Origin of the sequence: Thalassospira sp. UBA848 (genome assembly GCF_002295455.1) — a bacterium.
Classification (GTDB): Bacteria; Pseudomonadota; Alphaproteobacteria; order Rhodospirillales; family Thalassospiraceae; genus Thalassospira.
This window is the reverse complement of the sequence record NZ_DBGS01000095.1, coordinates 1-16922: the sequence shown is the minus strand read 5'-3', so window position 1 is coordinate 16922 and position 16922 is coordinate 1. Positions and strand designations below refer to the sequence as shown.

Genomic DNA, 16922 nt, shown 5'->3' with positions numbered 1-16922 from the left:
TCGCGCATTGCCAAGGGCGATCATCCAACCGTGCAACTCGATCCGGGCGATACGGTTGTGTTTTCGGCGCGTGAAATTCCGGGCAATGAAAAGTCCATCGGCTATATCCAGAACATGCTGATCCGTCGTGGCGTCAAGGTCATAACTGCGCGCGATGAACCGATCCATGTATCGGGCCATCCCGGCCGCGAGGATTTGACGCGCATGTATCAGCTGACCCGTCCGAAGATCCTGGTCCCGGTGCATGGCGAAACCCGTCATCTGTGCGAACAGGCTGCCCTTGGTGCGGAATGCCAGATCCCTGAACAGGTGATCCCGCATGATGGCACGGTCATTCGTTTGGCACCGGGTGATGCCCACGTCATTGGTGTGGCTGAGGCCGGTGTTCTGGCCCTTGATGGCGGTCGGTTGCTCAAACGCGATGCGGATACCTTCCGCAACCGCAATCGCATTGTCTGGAATGGCGTGATGTTTGTGACCGTTGTGCTCAACCAATTTGGTGAGATGGTCAACGATCCGATGATCACAGCCCCCAGCCTGTTTGACGAGCCCGGCGAAGAAACCCGTCTGGATCACTTTGCGGCCGAAATCGGCAATCGCATTGATCAGCTCAATGACGAAGAAGTTCTTGATGATTCCGCGGTGATTCTTGCTGTGCGTCAGGCGCTCCGGCGTCCGGTGCGCCAACGGATGGGCAAACGTCCGCTGATCGAGGTGCATCTGGTGCGCGTAAACGAGAACGGGTAATCGGTGATACACCGGCGCATTCGACCAAAAGCGCAGTTGTCTCCAACCGGCTTCAGACCCTAGATTGGCGTCAATCGGGCAGATTAAAGACGTTAGGAGAACACCATGATTGGACGGCTGAACCACGTTGCGATTGCTGTACCGGACCTTGAGGCCGGGATTGCGCAATATCGCGATGTTCTGGGGGCAAAAGTCTCGGAGCCGCAAGACGAACCTGATCACGGCGTGACGGTTGTTTTTGTCGAACTGCCCAACACCAAGATCGAACTACTCTATCCGCTCGGTGAAAACTCTCCGATCAAGGGATTCCTTGAAAAGAATGCGTCGGGCGGCATTCATCATGTTTGCTATGAAGTCGATGATATTCTGGCTGCACGGGACAAGCTGCAGGCAAGTGGCGCCCGTGTGCTGGGGGATGGCGAACCAAAGATTGGCGCCCATGGCAAACCGGTCTTGTTCCTTCATCCCAAGGACTTCAACGGTACGCTTGTTGAACTCGAACAAGTTTGATCTCGTATCGGCTTTGACGAGACCCATCTCACAGCGTCCGGCCTTGCAAAAAGGGTCGGGCGTTTTTATCGTCTGCTGACCAAATAATTTGACCCCAACCCAAAGAGACATCCATGAACTGGTTTTCCGGAATACTTGTTTACATCGTTATCTGGTGGCTGGTGCTGTTTATGGTCCTGCCTGTCGGCGTAAAACGGGTCGAAAATGTTGAGCCCGGCCATGACAGTGGTGCGCCGGAAAAACCGCATATGTGGAAAAAGATCCTCGCCACCAGCCTGATCTCGGCCATTCTTTGGGTGGTCGCATGGTTTGTGATTACCAGCGGCATGATCGAAGTGCGCCCGCCGAAATAAGTCGATTTCCGACAGGCCACAAAATATGAAACCCCGCACAAATTGCTGCGGGGTTTTGTCGTTCAGCCTTGCAGAAAAGTCATGGCTCGCAGGCGAGGGCAAAAAAAAAGCAAGATCACAAGGATCTTGCTAAGACGCTATTTTTATAGCTGTTTTCCCGTAATCTTTTTATACTTCCTCCTCAAGACCTGGGCACGTAGCACAGGTTTTGTTTCGACGTCGCGCCAGCTTCTTGTATGCTTATTGGCAACAAAGCCTCCCGCAATTTTATGAGCGGCTGCGATACGCCATCCGCAACGATCTTGCGCCGTTAGCGGAGGACTAAAAAGCCACATGTTTCATTTTTATGCAAGATGTTTTGACCAAACTTCACAAATGAATCGTTGCTGCACTGCACACAGATAGGGCGAAGCTAAAACATGATCAATTTTCCATGGGTCCAGTCTATTGCTAGCGTCGGATTTGATCATAAAATCAGACTATTGGCAGCTATTCCTGTCGTGATGTTGCTGGCGTTTCCGATGACCGCTGTGCTGGCCCAGGACGAATCCCCGTTCTCTTCTGGCAACGAAGAAACTGATAATGCTGTTGCAGGTGATGCTGCAGCATCGACCGAGCCAACGACACCGACAATCACGGTGTCGCGTTCAGCCTGCAAGGAACTGGTGCGCCATGTTGCCGATGATGACGTCGCCTACAAACCGGGTGTGGATGTCCGTGGCAACAATGTCGCTCCGGCTGATTTGAATGGCGGCAGCAACATCTTGAAGTCATTGCCCAAGGAAATCGAGTTCCCGGTTTCCATCGATTTCTTTGAGTATTCCGGGATTGCGGTGCCCAATGGCGTCAGCGGCGAACAAAGCATTGGCAAAATCACCTACCGCAACGGACAGGTCTATTTCGACGACCAGCCGCTTGGCGATGCAGCCAACAGTGCAGAATTGATCGAGGCGTGCCGCAAGGCGGGCTTTCGCTGAACGCCCTTTGGGGGTGTTGTTCGCTATCGTAGTTTTGCCATCTTTGCCGCCTAATCGGCTATAGACGATATAAAGCAAGTTCCGGCTTGCGTTTCGGGCTGCTCTGTCGCATTTTCCGGGCAAGGTTACTAAACATTCAGATCTGATCATCACGAGGCATTGATGCGTCTTTCCCAGTTCTTTCTGCCGACCCTGAAGGAAACCCCTTCGGAAGCCCAGATTGCGTCCCATCGTCTGATGCTCCGCGCCGGTATGGTGCGTCAGCTGACCGCAGGGATCTATTCCTGGCTGCCACTCGGCCACCGTGTTCTTAAAAAGATTGAACAGATCGTTCGCGAAGAACAGGACAAGATTGGCTTTAACGAGCTGCTGATGCCGACCATCCAGCCGGCCGAGCTTTGGCAGGAAAGTGGTCGTTATGATGATTACGGCCTCGAGATGCTGCGCATCACCGACCGCCATGACCGCAAGATGCTGTTTGGTCCGACCAACGAAGAAGCGATCACCGACATCTTCCGCAAGGATGTGCGCTCTTATAAGCAACTGCCGCAGCTGCTCTATCATATTCAGTGGAAATTCCGTGACGAGATCCGCCCGCGCTTTGGCGTGATGCGCGGTCGCGAGTTCTATATGAAAGACGCGTACTCTTTCGATATCGATTACGAAAGCGCGCGTCACACCTATAACAAGATCTTCCTGGCCTATTGCCGGACTTTCACCCGTCTGGGTGTCAAGGCGATCCCGATGGTCGCCGATACCGGTCCGATCGGTGGTGATCTTAGCCATGAGTTCATCATTCTGGCTGACACCGGCGAAAGCGAAGTTTTCTGCGACAAGAAGTGGCTTGATAAGGACCTGACCGGCAAGGGCGTTGATCTTAATGATCGTACCGGCCTTGAAAACTGGGTGCAGGGCACGCTGAAAGACTATGCCGCGACCGAGGAAATGCATGACGCCAATGACGATGCGGTTACCGCACTTGGTGATGATCTTGTCACCACGCGCGGTATCGAAGTCGGTCATATCTTCCACTTCGGCACCAAGTATTCCGAACCAATGGGCGCGACCGTTCTTGGCCCGGATGGCACCGAAGTTCCGGTTCAGATGGGCTCTTATGGCATCGGTGTGTCGCGTCTTGTCGGTGCGCTGATCGAAGCTTCCCACGACGAAAACGGCATCATCTGGCCCGAAGCCGTCGCACCGTATCAGGTTGGTCTGATCAACCTGCGCACCGGTGATGATACCTGTGATGCGGCTTGTGAAGATTACTATGCCCAACTGAACAATGCCGGGATCGAGGTCCTTTATGATGACCGTGACATCCGCGCGGGTGGCAAATTTGCCGATATGGACCTGATCGGTCTGCCCTGGCAGATCGTCATCGGCCCCAAAGGCCTCAAGAACGGTGTTGTCGAGCTCAAGAACCGTAAATCGGGTGAGAAAACCGAAGTCACCTTTGAAGCGGCTCTTAATCAGATCAAGGGTTGATCTTGAAACGTATTTAAACGGGGCGGCCTATGCTGCCCCGTTGCCATTTCCGGTTTGGGTGCTAAGTCTTTTTTATCCAACCCGGTTTCCAGTTCCGCTTCCACAAGGATCGATTGCCCATGTTCAGTCCGTTCGAGCGTATGGTGGCCTTTCGCTACCTGCGTCCACGTCGGCAGGAAGGCTTTGTTTCCGTCATCGCCATCTTTTCGCTACTCGGCATTATGCTGGGTGTTGCGACGCTCATCATTGTCATGTCGGTGATGAATGGTTTCCGGGCGGAACTGCTTGGCCGCATTCTCGGGCTGAACGGGCATATATCTGTTTATGCACAGGGGAACGGGGGCATTGACGATTACGCCAAGATCGAAGAACAGATCGCGACAACCGGCAATGTGGTGCTGAGCGTACCCGTGGTCGAAGGGCAGGTGATGGCATCGAAAAACGGTCGTGCATCCGGTGCTATTGTGCGTGGCATGCGCCCCGAAGATGTCAAGAAGCGCCAGACCATCGCGGACAATATCGTTTTCGGATCTCTTGATGATTTCAAGGGCGAAGACACCGTGATCATGGGCGCGCGTCTGGCCATGAAACTGGGCGTCGGTGTTGGTGATACGGTCAATCTGATTTCGCCAAAGGGGAATGTCACGGCATTTGGTTCTGTGCCGCGTGTGCGTGGTTACACCGTGGCGGGCCTGTTTGATATCGGCATGTATGAATATGATAGCGGCTTTATTTTCATGCCGCTGGCAGCTGCACAGACCTATTTCCGACTGCCGGAAAAAATCACCCATTTTGAAGTGATGCTCGAAGATATCGGCGCACTTGATGACACGATGGATGAACTGCTTGGCACGCTTTCCAGCTCACCGTTGCGTCTGGTCAATTGGCAGCAATCCAATGCCGGGTTCTTTAACGCGCTTCAGGTCGAACGCAATGTGATGTTCCTGATCCTGACCCTGATCATCCTTGTCGCGGCCTTTAACATCATTTCGGGCATGGTGATGCTGGTGAAGGACAAGGGGCGTGATATCGCCATCCTGCGCACCATGGGCGCAACCCGCCAGTCGATCATGAAGGTATTCTTCTTGGCCGGTGCCTCCATTGGCGTGCTGGGGACGATTTCCGGTCTGGTCATTGGTGTTCTGTTCTGCCTGAATATCGAGAATATCCGTCAGTTTATCCAAAGCCTGACCGGGACCGACCTGTTCAATGCCGAGATTTACTTCCTGTCGCAGCTGCCTGCTGACATGGATGTCGGCGAGGTTGTTATGGTCTGCATCATGTCGCTGACATTGTCCTTCCTTGCCACGGTCTATCCGGCATGGCGGGCATCGCGCCTCGATCCGGTGGAGGCCCTGCGTTATGAGTGATCTGTTGAAAACAACCGCCCAACAACGCGCGCGCAAGGTCGTGCTGCGCCTTGAAAAGATTGATCGCATCTTCAATCAGGGCCCCGATCAGCTCGAAATCCTGAAATCGGTCGATCTGGAAATCCATCAGGGTGAAATCGTGGCCCTTGTCGGGCCGTCGGGGGCGGGTAAATCAACCCTGCTTCAGATTGCCGGTTTGCTTGAAAAGCCTGATGGCGGGCTGGTTTCGATCGGTGGCAAGCGCAGCACGGATTTGTCTGATCTTGCGCGTACTGAAATGCGTCGCAGCCATATTGGCTTTGTTTATCAGTACCATCATCTGCTACCGGAATTTTCAGCCCTTGAAAATGTCGTTATGCCGCAAATGATCAATGGCCTGAAACGGCCAGAGGCCGAAGAACGCGGGCTGGAATTGTTGCGCTGTCTGGGGCTTGAAAACCGTGCGGGGCATCGTCCGGCGCGCCTGTCAGGTGGGGAGCAACAGCGCGTCGCGATTGCCCGTGCCTTGGCCAATGTGCCCGACGTTCTGTTTGCCGATGAACCCACCGGCAACCTTGATCCGCAAACGGCGGATACGGTGTTTGGGATGTTGATGACGCTTGTGCGCGAAACCGGTCTGGCGTCGCTGATTGCGACCCATAACCCGGAACTTGCGCGTCAGATGGATCGGGTGGTCACCCTGCGAGATGGTCATTTGATCGAACTCGACCCGGCTGATCTTTCCTAAGCGATCAAAATTCTTTAAGCTGGTTTTGTCGTGCCCGTGATGGGCGCGACGATCCTGCATTTTTCTTATATTTCAGAGGTCTGGCTCCGATGGAAAACGGTTTCGTCCATCTTCGTGTACACACCAACTATTCGCTGGCCGAAGGTGCGATCACGACCAAGGAGCTGGCAAAACTCTGCGCTGCTGACGGCCAACCGGCCGTGGCAATGACCGATACCGACAACATGTTCGGCGCACTTGATTTCGCCGGTGCGCTAAGTGGTGCCGGCATTCAGCCGATCCTTGGCGTGCAGATGGGTGTGGAGCGTTATGGTGATAAGCCTGCTGTTGGCAAAATCGCCCGCGAACCGATGCCTGATCGCCTTGTTCTGATTGCCCAGAACAAGGAAGGCTATTTCAACCTGCTGAAAATCATCTCGCGCGCACACATGACGTCCGAGGCCGGAAGCGAGCCCAAGGCACTTTACGAACATATCCGAAAATACTCCGACCATATCATCTGCCTGACCGGCGGTCCGACGGGTCCGCTTGCGCGCTTACTGGGTGAAGAGCAGGTCGATAAGGCCGAAAGCTGCGTGGCAGACCTCAAGGATATCTTTGGCAATCGCCTTTATATTGAATTGCAGCGCCATGGCGAACCGCTTGAAGAGCAGGTCGAACCCGGCCTGATCAAGCTGGCCTATGATCATGATGTTCCGCTGGTTGCGACCAATAACTGCTATTTCCCGACGGTCGATATGTATGAAGCCCATGACGTGTTTATTTGCGTCGGGCAGGGGGCTGTTGTTGGTCAGGAAGATCGTTGGAAACTCACCCCGGACCATCGGTTCAAGTCGGCTGCTGAAATGCGCGACTTGTTCGCCGATATTCCCGAGGCCTGCGATAATACGCTTTTGATCGCGAAGCGTTGCTCCTGGCACGTTGAAAAGATCGACCCGATCCTGCCGCCATTTGATTGCGGCGAAGGCCGCACTGAGGTCGATGAACTCCGCCATATGTCCGAAGAAGGCCTGAAAGGCCGTCTCGAAAAATATGTCTTTACCGACGAAATGTCGGATGCGGAAAAGGAAGAAATCGCCAAGCCCTATTGGGAACGCCTTGATTACGAACTTGGCATCATCAACCAGATGGGCTTCCCGGGTTACTTCCTGATCGTCGCCGACTTCATCCAGTGGGCCAAGGATCATGAAATCCCCGTCGGGCCGGGCCGTGGTTCGGGTGCGGGGTCGCTTGTGGCCTATGCGCTTTTGATTACCGACCTTGATCCGTTGCGTTTCTCGTTGCTGTTCGAGCGTTTCCTGAACCCGGAACGTGTGTCGATGCCTGACTTTGACGTCGACTTTTGTCAGGACCGGCGCGGCGAGGTGATCGAATACGTTCAGAAAAAATATGGCCATGACCGCGTCGCACAGATCATTACCTTTGGTAAGTTGCAGGCAAAGGCGGCCGTGCGTGATGTCGGGCGTGTGTTGTCCATCCCGTATGGCTATGTCGACAAGATCTGTAAAATGATCCCGGGCGATCCAGCCAAGCCGATCCCGCTCAAGGAAGCAATTGATATGGAACCGGACCTGCGCCGCATTGCGCGCGAGGACCCGGATATTGATCGCCTGCTGTCGATCGCCATGCAGATCGAAGGCCTTTACCGTAACTCATCGACCCACGCGGCAGGCGTCGTGATCGGCGACCGTGACCTTGATGAACTGGTGCCGCTGTATCGCGATCCGCGTTCGGACATGCCGGTCACCCAGTTCAACATGAAGTTTGTTGAAAATGCCGGTCTGGTGAAGTTTGACTTCCTGGGGCTTAAGACCCTGACGGTGATTATCGAGGCCGTCAATTTAATGCGTCTTCGCAAAGATGTGCCGCAAGACTTTGATATCAGTGCAATTCCCCTTGATGATCGCCCGGCCTTCAAGCTGTTGTCAGCAGCCGAAACCGTCGGCGTGTTCCAGCTTGAATCCCAGGGCATGCAGGACGTCTTGCGCGGGCTGAAGCCTGATACGCTCGAAGATATTATCGCTGTCGTGGCGCTGTATCGTCCGGGTCCGATGGATAACATTCCGCATTACATTGCGCGTAAGCACGGTCAGGAAGAACCTGATTACATGCACCCGATGTTGCAGCCGATCCTCGAAGAAACCTATGGCATCATGATCTATCAGGAGCAAGTCATGGAACTTGCCCAGATCATGGCCGGCTATTCGCTCGGCGGCGCTGATCTGTTGCGCCGTGCAATGGGTAAGAAAATCGCCGAGGAAATGGAAAAACAGCGTAGCCTGTTTGTCGATGGCGCGGAAAAGAACGGCGTTGATCGCGGGCAGGCGTCTGACATCTTTGATCAGGTTGCCAAATTCGCATCCTATGGCTTTAACAAGTCCCACGCGGCGGCCTATGCGCTGGTGGCTTATCAGACTGCATATCTTAAGGCGAACTATCCGGTCGAATTTATGGCCGCATTGATGACGCTTGATATGCACAACACCGAAAAGCTGGCGATTTTCAAGCAGGAGGTCGAACGGCTTGAAATCGAAATCCTGCCACCTTGCGTGAACAACTCCCAGGTCGCGTTTTCGGTTGAAAACCATGATGGCGTGCGCAAGATCCGTTATGCGCTGGCCGCGGTTCGAAATGTCGGCGATGCTGCAATGGAAAGCCTGGTGGCGGAGCGCGAAGCCAATGGACCGTTCAAGGACATCACCGATTTCGCGTCGCGTATCGACAGCCGGGCGGTCAATAAACGCCTGCTTGAAAACCTTGTGCGGGCAGGCGCACTTGATTGTCTGGCAGCCAACCGCAAGGTCATGTTTGAAAATGTCGATAAGGTCATCGCCGTTGCCCAGCGTGAAATGCATGCGCGCAACGATGATCAGATTTCGATGTTTGGCGACAGCAGCGGCTTTGGCAAGGACCAGATCCGGCTGCCTGATGAACGCGACTGGGTCCCGATGGAAAAACTGACCGAGGAATTCTCGGCCATTGGGTTCTATCTGTCGGCTCATCCGCTTGATACTTTTGGCAAAAGCATCCAGCGCATCGGCATCGCCCCGATCAAGGAACTGCCTGCGCGCATGCGTGCATCAAACAAGGGCACTATCCGCTTGGCTGGGACCCTGATCAACGCACGCGAAATGATTTCCAAAAAGAACGGTTCGAAATTCGCCTTTGTCATGTTCTCGGACCCGACCGGCAGTTTCGAGGTCGCTTTCTGGGCAGAGGCCTGGGCAGCCTATAAGGAAATCATCACTGCCGGGCGCCCGGTATTGTTGAATGTCTCTGCTGAAATGCGCGATGGACAGCTTCGCATTCAGGGCCAGCGTGTCGAAGATCTCGAAAAGGCCGTCGCCGGTGCTGCCGAAGGCATTCGCATTCGACTTAACCGACCTGATCCCGTTGATGAGATCCGTCAGTTGCTTGAGCAGGCAGGTAAGGGGCGTGGTCTGGTTGCCCTGTCATCGGTTTGTGATGACGGGCGCATGGCCGAGATCGAGCTTGAAGAAAACTATAAGGTCGGCCCGTCGCTTATCGGGGCAATTGGCGCGATTCCCGGTGTGGAATTCGCCGAGGAAATCTGATGATTTCATCTGGTTGCAACAAGTTACCCCAATAGCCCATCGGGAACCGCGCATTTGTGCGCATTTTAGGGGTTGCAATCTCGCGTGAGGGGGATTAAAACCCGCCCCGAACATCGCACGCGGAAGAGCGGCGATTGCCGTCATATGGCAACTCGTCCATCCGGTGTTTCATACATGGTGTATGGAATTCCCTTCCGCGGAGGTATTAACCGGAAAAAGGTAGGAATTATCATGGCTTTGCCAACCTTTACCATGCGCCAGCTCATGGAAGCTGGTGTCCACTTTGGTCACCACACCCGCCGTTGGAACCCGAAGATGAAACCGTACATCTTTGGTGCCCGTAACGACATTCACATCCTGAACCTGCAGGAAACCGTCCCGATGCTGCATCGCGCGATGCAGGCCGTTCGTGACGTTACTGCTTCGGGTGGTCGTGTTCTCTTCGTCGGTACCAAGCGTCAGGCTTCCCCGATCATTGCAGACGCTGCAAAGCGTTGCGGCCAGTACTATGTCAACCATCGCTGGCTCGGCGGCATGCTGACCAACTGGAACACCGTTTCCAACTCGATCAAGCGCCTCAAAGAACAGGACGAAATCCTGAACTCCGGTGCAGAAGGTCTGACCAAAAAAGAAATCCTGAACCTGACCCGTTCGCGCGACAAGCTTGAGCGCGCGCTTGGCGGTATTAAGGACATGGGTGGTCTTCCTGACATCATCGTCGTGGTCGACACCAACAAAGAATCGCTTGCTATTCAGGATGCCAAGAACCTGAACATCCCGGTCGTTGCGATCCTCGACTCCAACTCTGATCCGGCAAACGTTCAGTTCCCGGTTCCGGGTAACGACGATGCGATCCGTGCAATTCAGCTGTATTGCGATCTGTTCGTTGGTTCCGTTCTTGACGGCATCCAGGAAGAAATGACTGCTTCTGGCGCAGATCTCGGCGAAGCGGAAGAAGTTCCGGCCGAAGCAGCTGCTGCTTCTGAAGCTGCAGACGAAGCTTCCGCATAAGTTTCATTTTGTACCTGATGAAACGGCGGCTAGCATGCCGCCGTTTTGTTAGGTGTTTACCTGATCGCGTAATTAGGGGCTTTAAAAATGGCTATTACCGCTGCTCTCGTTAAAGAGCTTCGCGAAACCACCGGCGCTGGCATGATGGATTGCAAAAAGGCGCTGTCCGAAACCGATGGTGATCTGGACGCAGCCGTTGACTGGCTTCGTACCAAGGGCCTTGCTGCTGCTGCCAAAAAAGCTGGCCGTGTTGCTGCCGAAGGTCTGGTTGCAGTCGCTGTTGACGGCACCAAAGGTGCCGTTGTCGAGCTGAACGCTGAAACCGACTTCGTTTCGCGTAACGAAGACTTCCAGAAGTTTGTTGGCGAAATCGCAAACCAGGCTGTTGCTGCGAATGGTGACATCGACACCCTTAAAGCAGCTGCTTTCCCGGGTACCGAGCGTAACGTCGAAGAGCAGGTCACCCACATGATCGCCACCATTGGCGAAAACATGTCCCTGCGTCGTTCTGCTGGCCTGTCGGTCGAAAACGGTGTTGTTGCGTCCTACGTTCACTCTGCTGTTGCGACGGACCTCGGTAAAATCGGTGTTCTGGTTGCGCTCGAATCCGAAGCAGATGCTGGCGTTCTTGATGCCCTTGGCAAACAGATCGCAATGCACATTGCTGCAACCAACCCGGCATCGGCAACGGTTGATGATCTTGATCCGGAACTGGTAGAGCGCGAAAAAGCCGTTCTGACCGACCAGGCCAAAGAATCGGGCCGCCCGGCAGAGATCATCGAAAAGATGATCGAAGGTCGTATCCGCAAATATTACGAACAGGTCGTTCTTGTTGAGCAGACCTTCGTGATTGACGGTGAAAACAAAGTCAAAACCGTTATCGAGAACGTTGCCAAAGAAGCTGGCAAGCCGATTACGCTCAAGGGCTTTGTTCGCTTCGAACTCGGTGAAGGCATCGAGCGCGAAGAAAAAGACTTTGCTGCAGAAGTTGCAGAGCAGCTGAACAAATAAAACATCTGATCGAAATGGTGCGTTTGCCACCATTTCGTGTATGATCCAGACCGGCGAGGTCGGCAGCGCATATCCGCCCTGTTACTCGCCGGTCTTTTTATATCTGAATTTTGCATTTCCCATGTTTGGGCAATGCGTTACATCGGCATTTAAGAGGCAATCCGACATGGCAGAAAACGGCCAACTGAAGTTTCGTCGCGTCCTTTTGAAGCTCTCTGGTGAGGGGCTCCTGGGCAATCAGCAATACGGTATTGATCCTGAAACGGTTGACCGGATTGCCAGCGAAATCAAAGCCGTTCACGACATGGGTGCCGAAGTCTGCATGGTGATTGGCGGGGGGAACATCTTCCGCGGCGTCAAGGGTGCCTCCCAGGGCATGGAACGCGCAACTGCCGACTATATGGGCATGCTCGCCACCATCATGAACGCATTGGCCGTTCAGAATGCGCTGGAACGCCACGGCATTCAGACCCGCGTTCAATCTGCCATCCCGATGTCGTCGGTTTGTGAGCCCTATATTCGTCGTCGTGCCGTGCGTCACATGGAAAAAGGTCGTGTGGTGATCTTTGCCGCAGGGACCGGTAACCCGTTCTTTACCACCGATACCGCTGCTGCCTTGCGCGCGGTCGAAATGGGCTGTGACGCATTGCTTAAGGGCACCCAGGTTGACGGTGTCTACACTGCGGATCCGAAAACCGATCCGACAGCAGAGCGTTACGACGAACTCACATACATGGAAGTTTTGTCCAAAGATTTGCGTGTTATGGACGCATCGGCTATTTCTTTGGCACGCGAAAATGATATTCCGGTTATCGTATTTTCTTTGCATAATCCGGGTGCCTTTGCAGACGTTGTTACTGCAAAGGGGACGTTTACGATTATTTCGAATGGAGACTGAACGTGTCTGACGTTGCTGGCCTAAAAAAGGACCTGTCCCGCCGTATGGAAGGGGCTGTCGAAGTACTGCACAAGGAATTTACCGGTCTGCGCACCGGACGTGCCAGTGTAAGCCTTCTTGAGCCGGTTATGGTTGAAGCTTACGGCGTTCCGACCCCGCTTAACCAGGTGGCATCTGTCAGCGTTCCAGAATCGCGCATGCTTTCTGTTCAGGTCTGGGACAAGTCGATGGTGAAATCCGTCGAAAAAGCCATTCGTGAGTCCGGTCTTGGTTTGAATCCGGCGGCTGATGGCACACTTGTTCGCGTTCCGATTCCGGCCCTTAACGAAGAACGCCGCGCTGAACTGTCGAAAGTTGCCGGCAAGTATGCCGAGCAGGCCAAGGTTTCTGTTCGTAACGTTCGCCGCGACGGCATGGACCAGCTGAAAAAGTGGGAAAAAGACGGTGACATCTCCAAGGACGAGATGCACAACGAGGAAAAAGAAGTTCAGAAGCTGACCGACAAGGTCATTGGCGAGATTGATGAAGCGCTCTCGCACAAAGAACAGGAAATCATGCAAGTCTGATTATGGCTGTGCTTTCTTCGCAACCCCAAGCTTCAGATCTGACCTGTGTACCGCGCCACGTTGCCATCATTATGGATGGCAACGGACGCTGGGCCCGTGGTCGTGGGCGTCCCCGTACCATGGGGCATCGTGCTGGTGTCGATGCGGTACGCCGCACGATTGAGGCATCGGCCGAACTCGGCATCGAGTATCTCACGCTTTATGGTTTCTCGACAGAGAATTGGAAGCGACCAGAAAGCGAGGTCAGCGATCTGATGGGGTTGCTGCGCCTGTTTCTGAAGCGTGAATTGTCCACTTTGCACAAGAATGGCGTGAAAATTCGTATTATCGGTGATCGTTCGCGGTTCGCCGATGATATTCGCGAACTTCTTGCCAAGGCTGAAAATCAGACCCGTGATAACACGCGCCTGAACCTCACCATCGCGCTGAGCTATGGTGCGCGGGCTGAGATAACTCAGGCTGTGCGCGACATTGCGGCCAAGGTTGCAGCAGGTGAACTTTCTGCAGACTTGATTACAGAAGAGCTTATCGAGGAAAATCTGTCGACGGCAGGTATCCCGGATCCGGACCTTCTGATCCGGACCAGTGGTGAGCAGCGCATTAGCAACTTCCTGCTTTGGCAGTCAGCTTACACGGAATTTGTCTTCGAAGATGTTCTGTGGCCGGATTTTGATCGCAGCCACCTTGAAAAAGCTATCGATAACTTTGCCGGGCGGGAGCGGCGTTTTGGTGCCGTCATCTGAGACCAAAGTTCAAAAAGATACCAATTCCGGTTTGCTCCCACGCGTTCTTTCTGCGTTGGTCATGGCACCCGTGGCTGTCGCGGCTGTCTGGTTCGGCGCTCCTTATTTCGACATATTGCTGTTTGTATTCTGCGCCGGGATGATGTGGGAATGGTCGCGGATGTGTGCGCCCAAGTATTACAATGGCATCTCGGTTGTAACGGGTGTTGCCCTTGCGGTTGCCATGATGATGTATGCGACCGGTCAGGAAGAATACATGATCATGCCGGTTGCGATTGGTGTGATCATCGCCGCGGCGCGGTCGGGACGAAACTGGCTGCTTGCCGGGTTCGGCGTGCTGTATATCTCGCTTGCGGCATTAGCGGCGCTTTGGCTGCGAACCCACGAGGGTGATGGTCTCCTGATCATTATGTGGTTGTTCTTCCTTGTTTGGGCCACTGACACCGGTGGTTACGTGTTTGGCAAGACCATCGGCGGTCCGAAACTGGCACCACGCTTTAGCCCAAAGAAGACCTGGGCAGGATTGATTGGTGGTATGATCTGTGCCGGGATCATCGGTGGTCTGGTAACCTATTTCAGTTCCGATTCAGTCAATTGGATCATTGTTGGCGTCAGTATGGTGCTGGCGATTGTTGCGCAGATCGGTGACCTTGGTGAGTCCGCTCTTAAACGCCGTTTCGAGATCAAGGATAGCAGCGGTCTAATTCCGGGCCATGGCGGATTGCTTGATCGCGCTGACGGGATGTTGTCGGTGTTCCCGGTTGCCTTTGCTATTATCTGTTTCGCAGGGCTATCTCTGCGTTAAGGCAGTCAAAATCTTGGCTGCTGTCCTTACAGGTGTTTGATGACTTTAAAGAAATCCGTCAGTGTCTTTGGTGTTACGGGCTCCATTGGGGCCAGCACCATTGATGTTCTGAAGTCCCACGCTGACAAATATGCTGTTGAGGCCGTTACCGCTCATCGCAATGTCGATGCGCTGGCAAAAGCAGCGATCGAGCTTGATGCCAAATGCGCTGTCATTGGCGATCCGGCCTTCTTCGGGGCGCTACAGGATGCCTTGGCCGGCAAAGGCATCGAACTTGCTGCTGGTGAAGATGCTTTGATTGAGGCTGCAGAGCGTCCATCTGACATCGTCATTGCCGCAATTGTTGGCGCCGCAGGACTAAAACCGACTTTGGCTGCTATTCGTCGCGGCGCACGCATCGGTCTGGCCAACAAGGAAACGCTGGTTTGTGCCGGCGCCTTGATGACGGCCGAAATTACCAAGCACGGTGCGACCCTGATCCCCGTGGACTCAGAGCACAGCGCGATCTTTCAGGTGCTCGAAGATCACGAGGAGTCCCGCGTTGATCGTATTTTGCTGACGGCCTCTGGTGGACCTTTCCGCGCATGGCCTCTGGACGATATGCGTTCGGTGACCCGTGCACAGGCCCTGGCACACCCCAACTGGGAAATGGGCGCAAAAATCTCGATTGATTCGGCAACGATGATGAACAAGGGCCTGGAACTGATTGAAGCATGGCATCTGTTTCCTGTGGCAGAGGAACAGATCGAGATTGTTGTTCATCCCCAATCGGTTGTTCATAGCATGGTGGAATATTCCGATGGGTCCGTCCTCGCCCAACTCGGCACACCCGACATGCGGACCCCGATTGCCTATGCGCTTTCATGGCCGGACCGGATCAAGGTTGACACACCGCGTCTTGATTTTGCCACGATCGGCAGCTTGAAGTTTGAAAAGCCTGACACAGATCGTTTCCCGGCACTTCGTCTTGCGCGACAGGCCTTGCAGGAAGGTGGCACGCTGCCTACTGTTCTGAACGCTGCGAATGAGGTTGCGGTTGAGGCGTTTCTAAAAGACAGAATCGGTTTTCTCGATATTGCCGTGACTGTTGAAAAAGTTATGACAAGACTTGGAAGCGAAGCGCTGACCAGCCTTGATCAGGTGTTTGAAACAGATGCGATGGTGCGCCGGGAAACGATGGCGTGTCTTGCTTCCGCTTAAATTAAAATCGCTGGTTTGACCGGCTTAGGGAACTTTTGATGGAAACCTTGCTTGCTTTTCTTTTTGTGCTCTCGGTGCTCGTGTTCGTTCACGAATATGGTCACTACTGGGTGGCAATCAAAAACGGCGTAAAGGTCGAAGCCTTTTCAATCGGGTTTGGCCCGGAACTTTTCGGCTGGCAGGATAAAAAAGGTACTCGTTGGAAGGTCAGCCTTATTCCGCTTGGCGGTTACGTCAAGATGTTTGGCGATATGAACCCGGCCAGTGCCGGTGGTCGGGATGACCTGGATGCAGAAGAGGCGAAACATGCCTTCCATCACAAAGGTGTTGCGGCACGTGCGGCAATCGTCTTTGCAGGGCCGTTGGCCAATTTCATCTTTGCCATCATCGTCTTTACGTTCCTGTTTGCTGCTGTCGGACAACAGCGTGCCTTGCCTGTTGTTGGCGAAGTTCTTGAAAACAGCCCGGCATCTAGCGCGGGCCTGATGGCCGATGACCGGATCACGGCGATCAACGGTCAGTCGGTTGAATGGTTTTCTGAGCTTTCCGACATTGTGCGCGCAAATCCCGGGCAACTGATTTCCGTCACGGTCCAACGCGACAGTGACATCGTTGATTTGGCCGTAACGCCCGAAGCCGTTGAAGTGGACGAGGGCGGGATGACCGCGACCGTCGGGCGTCTTGGCATTACAGCGGGTGATTTTGAGATGAGCCGCACCGGCGTTGTGCAATCCGTTGGTCGCGCCTTCGAGACAACCTATTCGCTGACCACTCAGACATTCTCTGCACTTGGTGAAATGATCAGTGGCGATCGTGATAGTTCTGAGCTGGGTGGCCCGATACGGATCGCTCAAATGTCAGGGCAGGTGGCCGAAGGGGGCATCGCACCGCTTCTGTTCTTCATGGGCTATCTTTCCATCAGCCTTGGGTTGATCAACCTG

At 54.1% G+C, this 16922-nt stretch carries 16 protein-coding genes; all 16 read left to right on the top strand.

Features of this window, described 5'->3' with window-relative positions; translation table 11 throughout:
• Positions 1–747, top strand: a 747-nt coding sequence (locus B2R48_RS13710; RefSeq protein WP_297001382.1) for an MBL fold metallo-hydrolase RNA specificity domain-containing protein, incomplete at its 5' end; no start/stop codon positions are given.
• Between the two features lie 105 nt (positions 748–852).
• A complete protein-coding gene (mce, locus tag B2R48_RS13705) occupies positions 853–1257 on the top strand; it encodes a methylmalonyl-CoA epimerase (RefSeq protein WP_044826779.1) in 405 nt (134 codons plus the stop codon).
• Positions 1258–1370: 113 nt separating this feature from the next.
• Positions 1371–1610, top strand: a complete 240-nt coding sequence (locus B2R48_RS13700) for a DUF1467 family protein (protein WP_213473310.1) — start codon at positions 1371–1373, stop codon at positions 1608–1610.
• A 482-nt stretch (positions 1611–2092) separates the two neighbouring features.
• The gene (locus B2R48_RS13695; RefSeq protein WP_297001378.1) at positions 2093–2587 is read left to right on the top strand and encodes a hypothetical protein; all 495 of its coding nucleotides are present in this window, start codon (positions 2093–2095) and stop codon (positions 2585–2587) included.
• 162 nt (positions 2588–2749) lie between these two features.
• A complete protein-coding gene (proS, locus tag B2R48_RS13690) occupies positions 2750–4075 on the top strand; it encodes a proline--tRNA ligase (protein ID WP_297001376.1) in 1326 nt (441 codons plus the stop codon).
• A gap of 119 nt (positions 4076–4194) precedes the next feature.
• Entirely contained in the window at positions 4195–5445 is a 1251-nt protein-coding gene (locus B2R48_RS13685) for a lipoprotein-releasing ABC transporter permease subunit (protein ID WP_297001373.1), read from the top strand.
• On the top strand, positions 5438–6172 hold the full coding sequence (locus tag B2R48_RS13680; protein ID WP_213473306.1) for an ABC transporter ATP-binding protein: 735 nt from the start codon (positions 5438–5440) through the stop codon (positions 6170–6172). The genes B2R48_RS13685 and B2R48_RS13680 overlap by 8 nt, the downstream gene beginning before the upstream one ends.
• 89 nt (positions 6173–6261) lie before the next feature.
• Complete coding sequence (dnaE, locus tag B2R48_RS13675; protein ID WP_297001369.1) at positions 6262–9747, top strand: DNA polymerase III subunit alpha; 3486 nt, start codon at positions 6262–6264, stop codon at positions 9745–9747.
• Positions 9748–9978: 231 nt separating this feature from the next.
• The gene (rpsB, locus tag B2R48_RS13670; RefSeq protein ID WP_062954600.1) at positions 9979–10758 is read left to right on the top strand and encodes a 30S ribosomal protein S2; all 780 of its coding nucleotides are present in this window, start codon (positions 9979–9981) and stop codon (positions 10756–10758) included.
• A gap of 87 nt (positions 10759–10845) precedes the next feature.
• A complete protein-coding gene (gene tsf, locus B2R48_RS13665) occupies positions 10846–11769 on the top strand; it encodes a translation elongation factor Ts (protein WP_297001366.1) in 924 nt (307 codons plus the stop codon).
• Between the two features lie 166 nt (positions 11770–11935).
• Complete coding sequence (pyrH, locus tag B2R48_RS13660; protein ID WP_062955241.1) at positions 11936–12667, top strand: UMP kinase; 732 nt, start codon at positions 11936–11938, stop codon at positions 12665–12667.
• 2 nt (positions 12668–12669) lie between these two features.
• Positions 12670–13233 carry a ribosome recycling factor gene (gene frr / locus B2R48_RS13655; protein WP_062954605.1) on the top strand — a complete coding sequence of 188 codons (564 nt, stop codon included), beginning with the start codon at positions 12670–12672 and terminating at the stop codon, positions 13231–13233.
• 2 nt (positions 13234–13235) lie between these two features.
• Positions 13236–13976: an isoprenyl transferase gene (locus B2R48_RS13650; protein WP_297001361.1), complete on the top strand. Its 741-nt coding sequence runs from the start codon at positions 13236–13238 to the stop codon at positions 13974–13976.
• The gene (locus tag B2R48_RS13645; protein ID WP_297001360.1) at positions 13963–14781 is read left to right on the top strand and encodes a phosphatidate cytidylyltransferase; all 819 of its coding nucleotides are present in this window, start codon (positions 13963–13965) and stop codon (positions 14779–14781) included. The genes B2R48_RS13650 and B2R48_RS13645 overlap by 14 nt, the downstream gene beginning before the upstream one ends.
• A 39-nt stretch (positions 14782–14820) precedes the next feature.
• Entirely contained in the window at positions 14821–15981 is a 1161-nt protein-coding gene (locus B2R48_RS13640; RefSeq protein WP_297001357.1) for a 1-deoxy-D-xylulose-5-phosphate reductoisomerase, read from the top strand.
• A gap of 38 nt (positions 15982–16019) precedes the next feature.
• The coding region (locus tag B2R48_RS13635; protein WP_297001354.1) for a M50 family metallopeptidase at positions 16020–16922 on the top strand (903 nt) is incomplete at its 3' end.

Bases quoted from the DNA above. Each gene is read 5' to 3' on its own strand.
- mce (WP_044826779.1), top strand. From the start codon at position 853: ATGATTGGACGGCTGAACCACGTTGCGATTGCTGTACCGGACCTTGAG.
- B2R48_RS13700 (WP_213473310.1), top strand. From the start codon at position 1,371: ATGAACTGGTTTTCCGGAATACTTGTTTACATCGTTATCTGGTGGCTG.
- proS (WP_297001376.1), top strand. From the start codon at position 2,750: ATGCGTCTTTCCCAGTTCTTTCTGCCGACCCTGAAGGAAACCCCTTCG.
- B2R48_RS13685 (WP_297001373.1), top strand. From the start codon at position 4,195: ATGTTCAGTCCGTTCGAGCGTATGGTGGCCTTTCGCTACCTGCGTCCA.
- B2R48_RS13680 (WP_213473306.1), top strand. From the start codon at position 5,438: ATGAGTGATCTGTTGAAAACAACCGCCCAACAACGCGCGCGCAAGGTC.
- dnaE (WP_297001369.1), top strand. From the start codon at position 6,262: ATGGAAAACGGTTTCGTCCATCTTCGTGTACACACCAACTATTCGCTG.
- rpsB (WP_062954600.1), top strand. From the start codon at position 9,979: ATGGCTTTGCCAACCTTTACCATGCGCCAGCTCATGGAAGCTGGTGTC.
- tsf (WP_297001366.1), top strand. From the start codon at position 10,846: ATGGCTATTACCGCTGCTCTCGTTAAAGAGCTTCGCGAAACCACCGGC.
- pyrH (WP_062955241.1), top strand. From the start codon at position 11,936: ATGGCAGAAAACGGCCAACTGAAGTTTCGTCGCGTCCTTTTGAAGCTC.
- B2R48_RS13650 (WP_297001361.1), top strand. From the start codon at position 13,236: ATGGCTGTGCTTTCTTCGCAACCCCAAGCTTCAGATCTGACCTGTGTA.
- B2R48_RS13640 (WP_297001357.1), top strand. From the start codon at position 14,821: ATGACTTTAAAGAAATCCGTCAGTGTCTTTGGTGTTACGGGCTCCATT.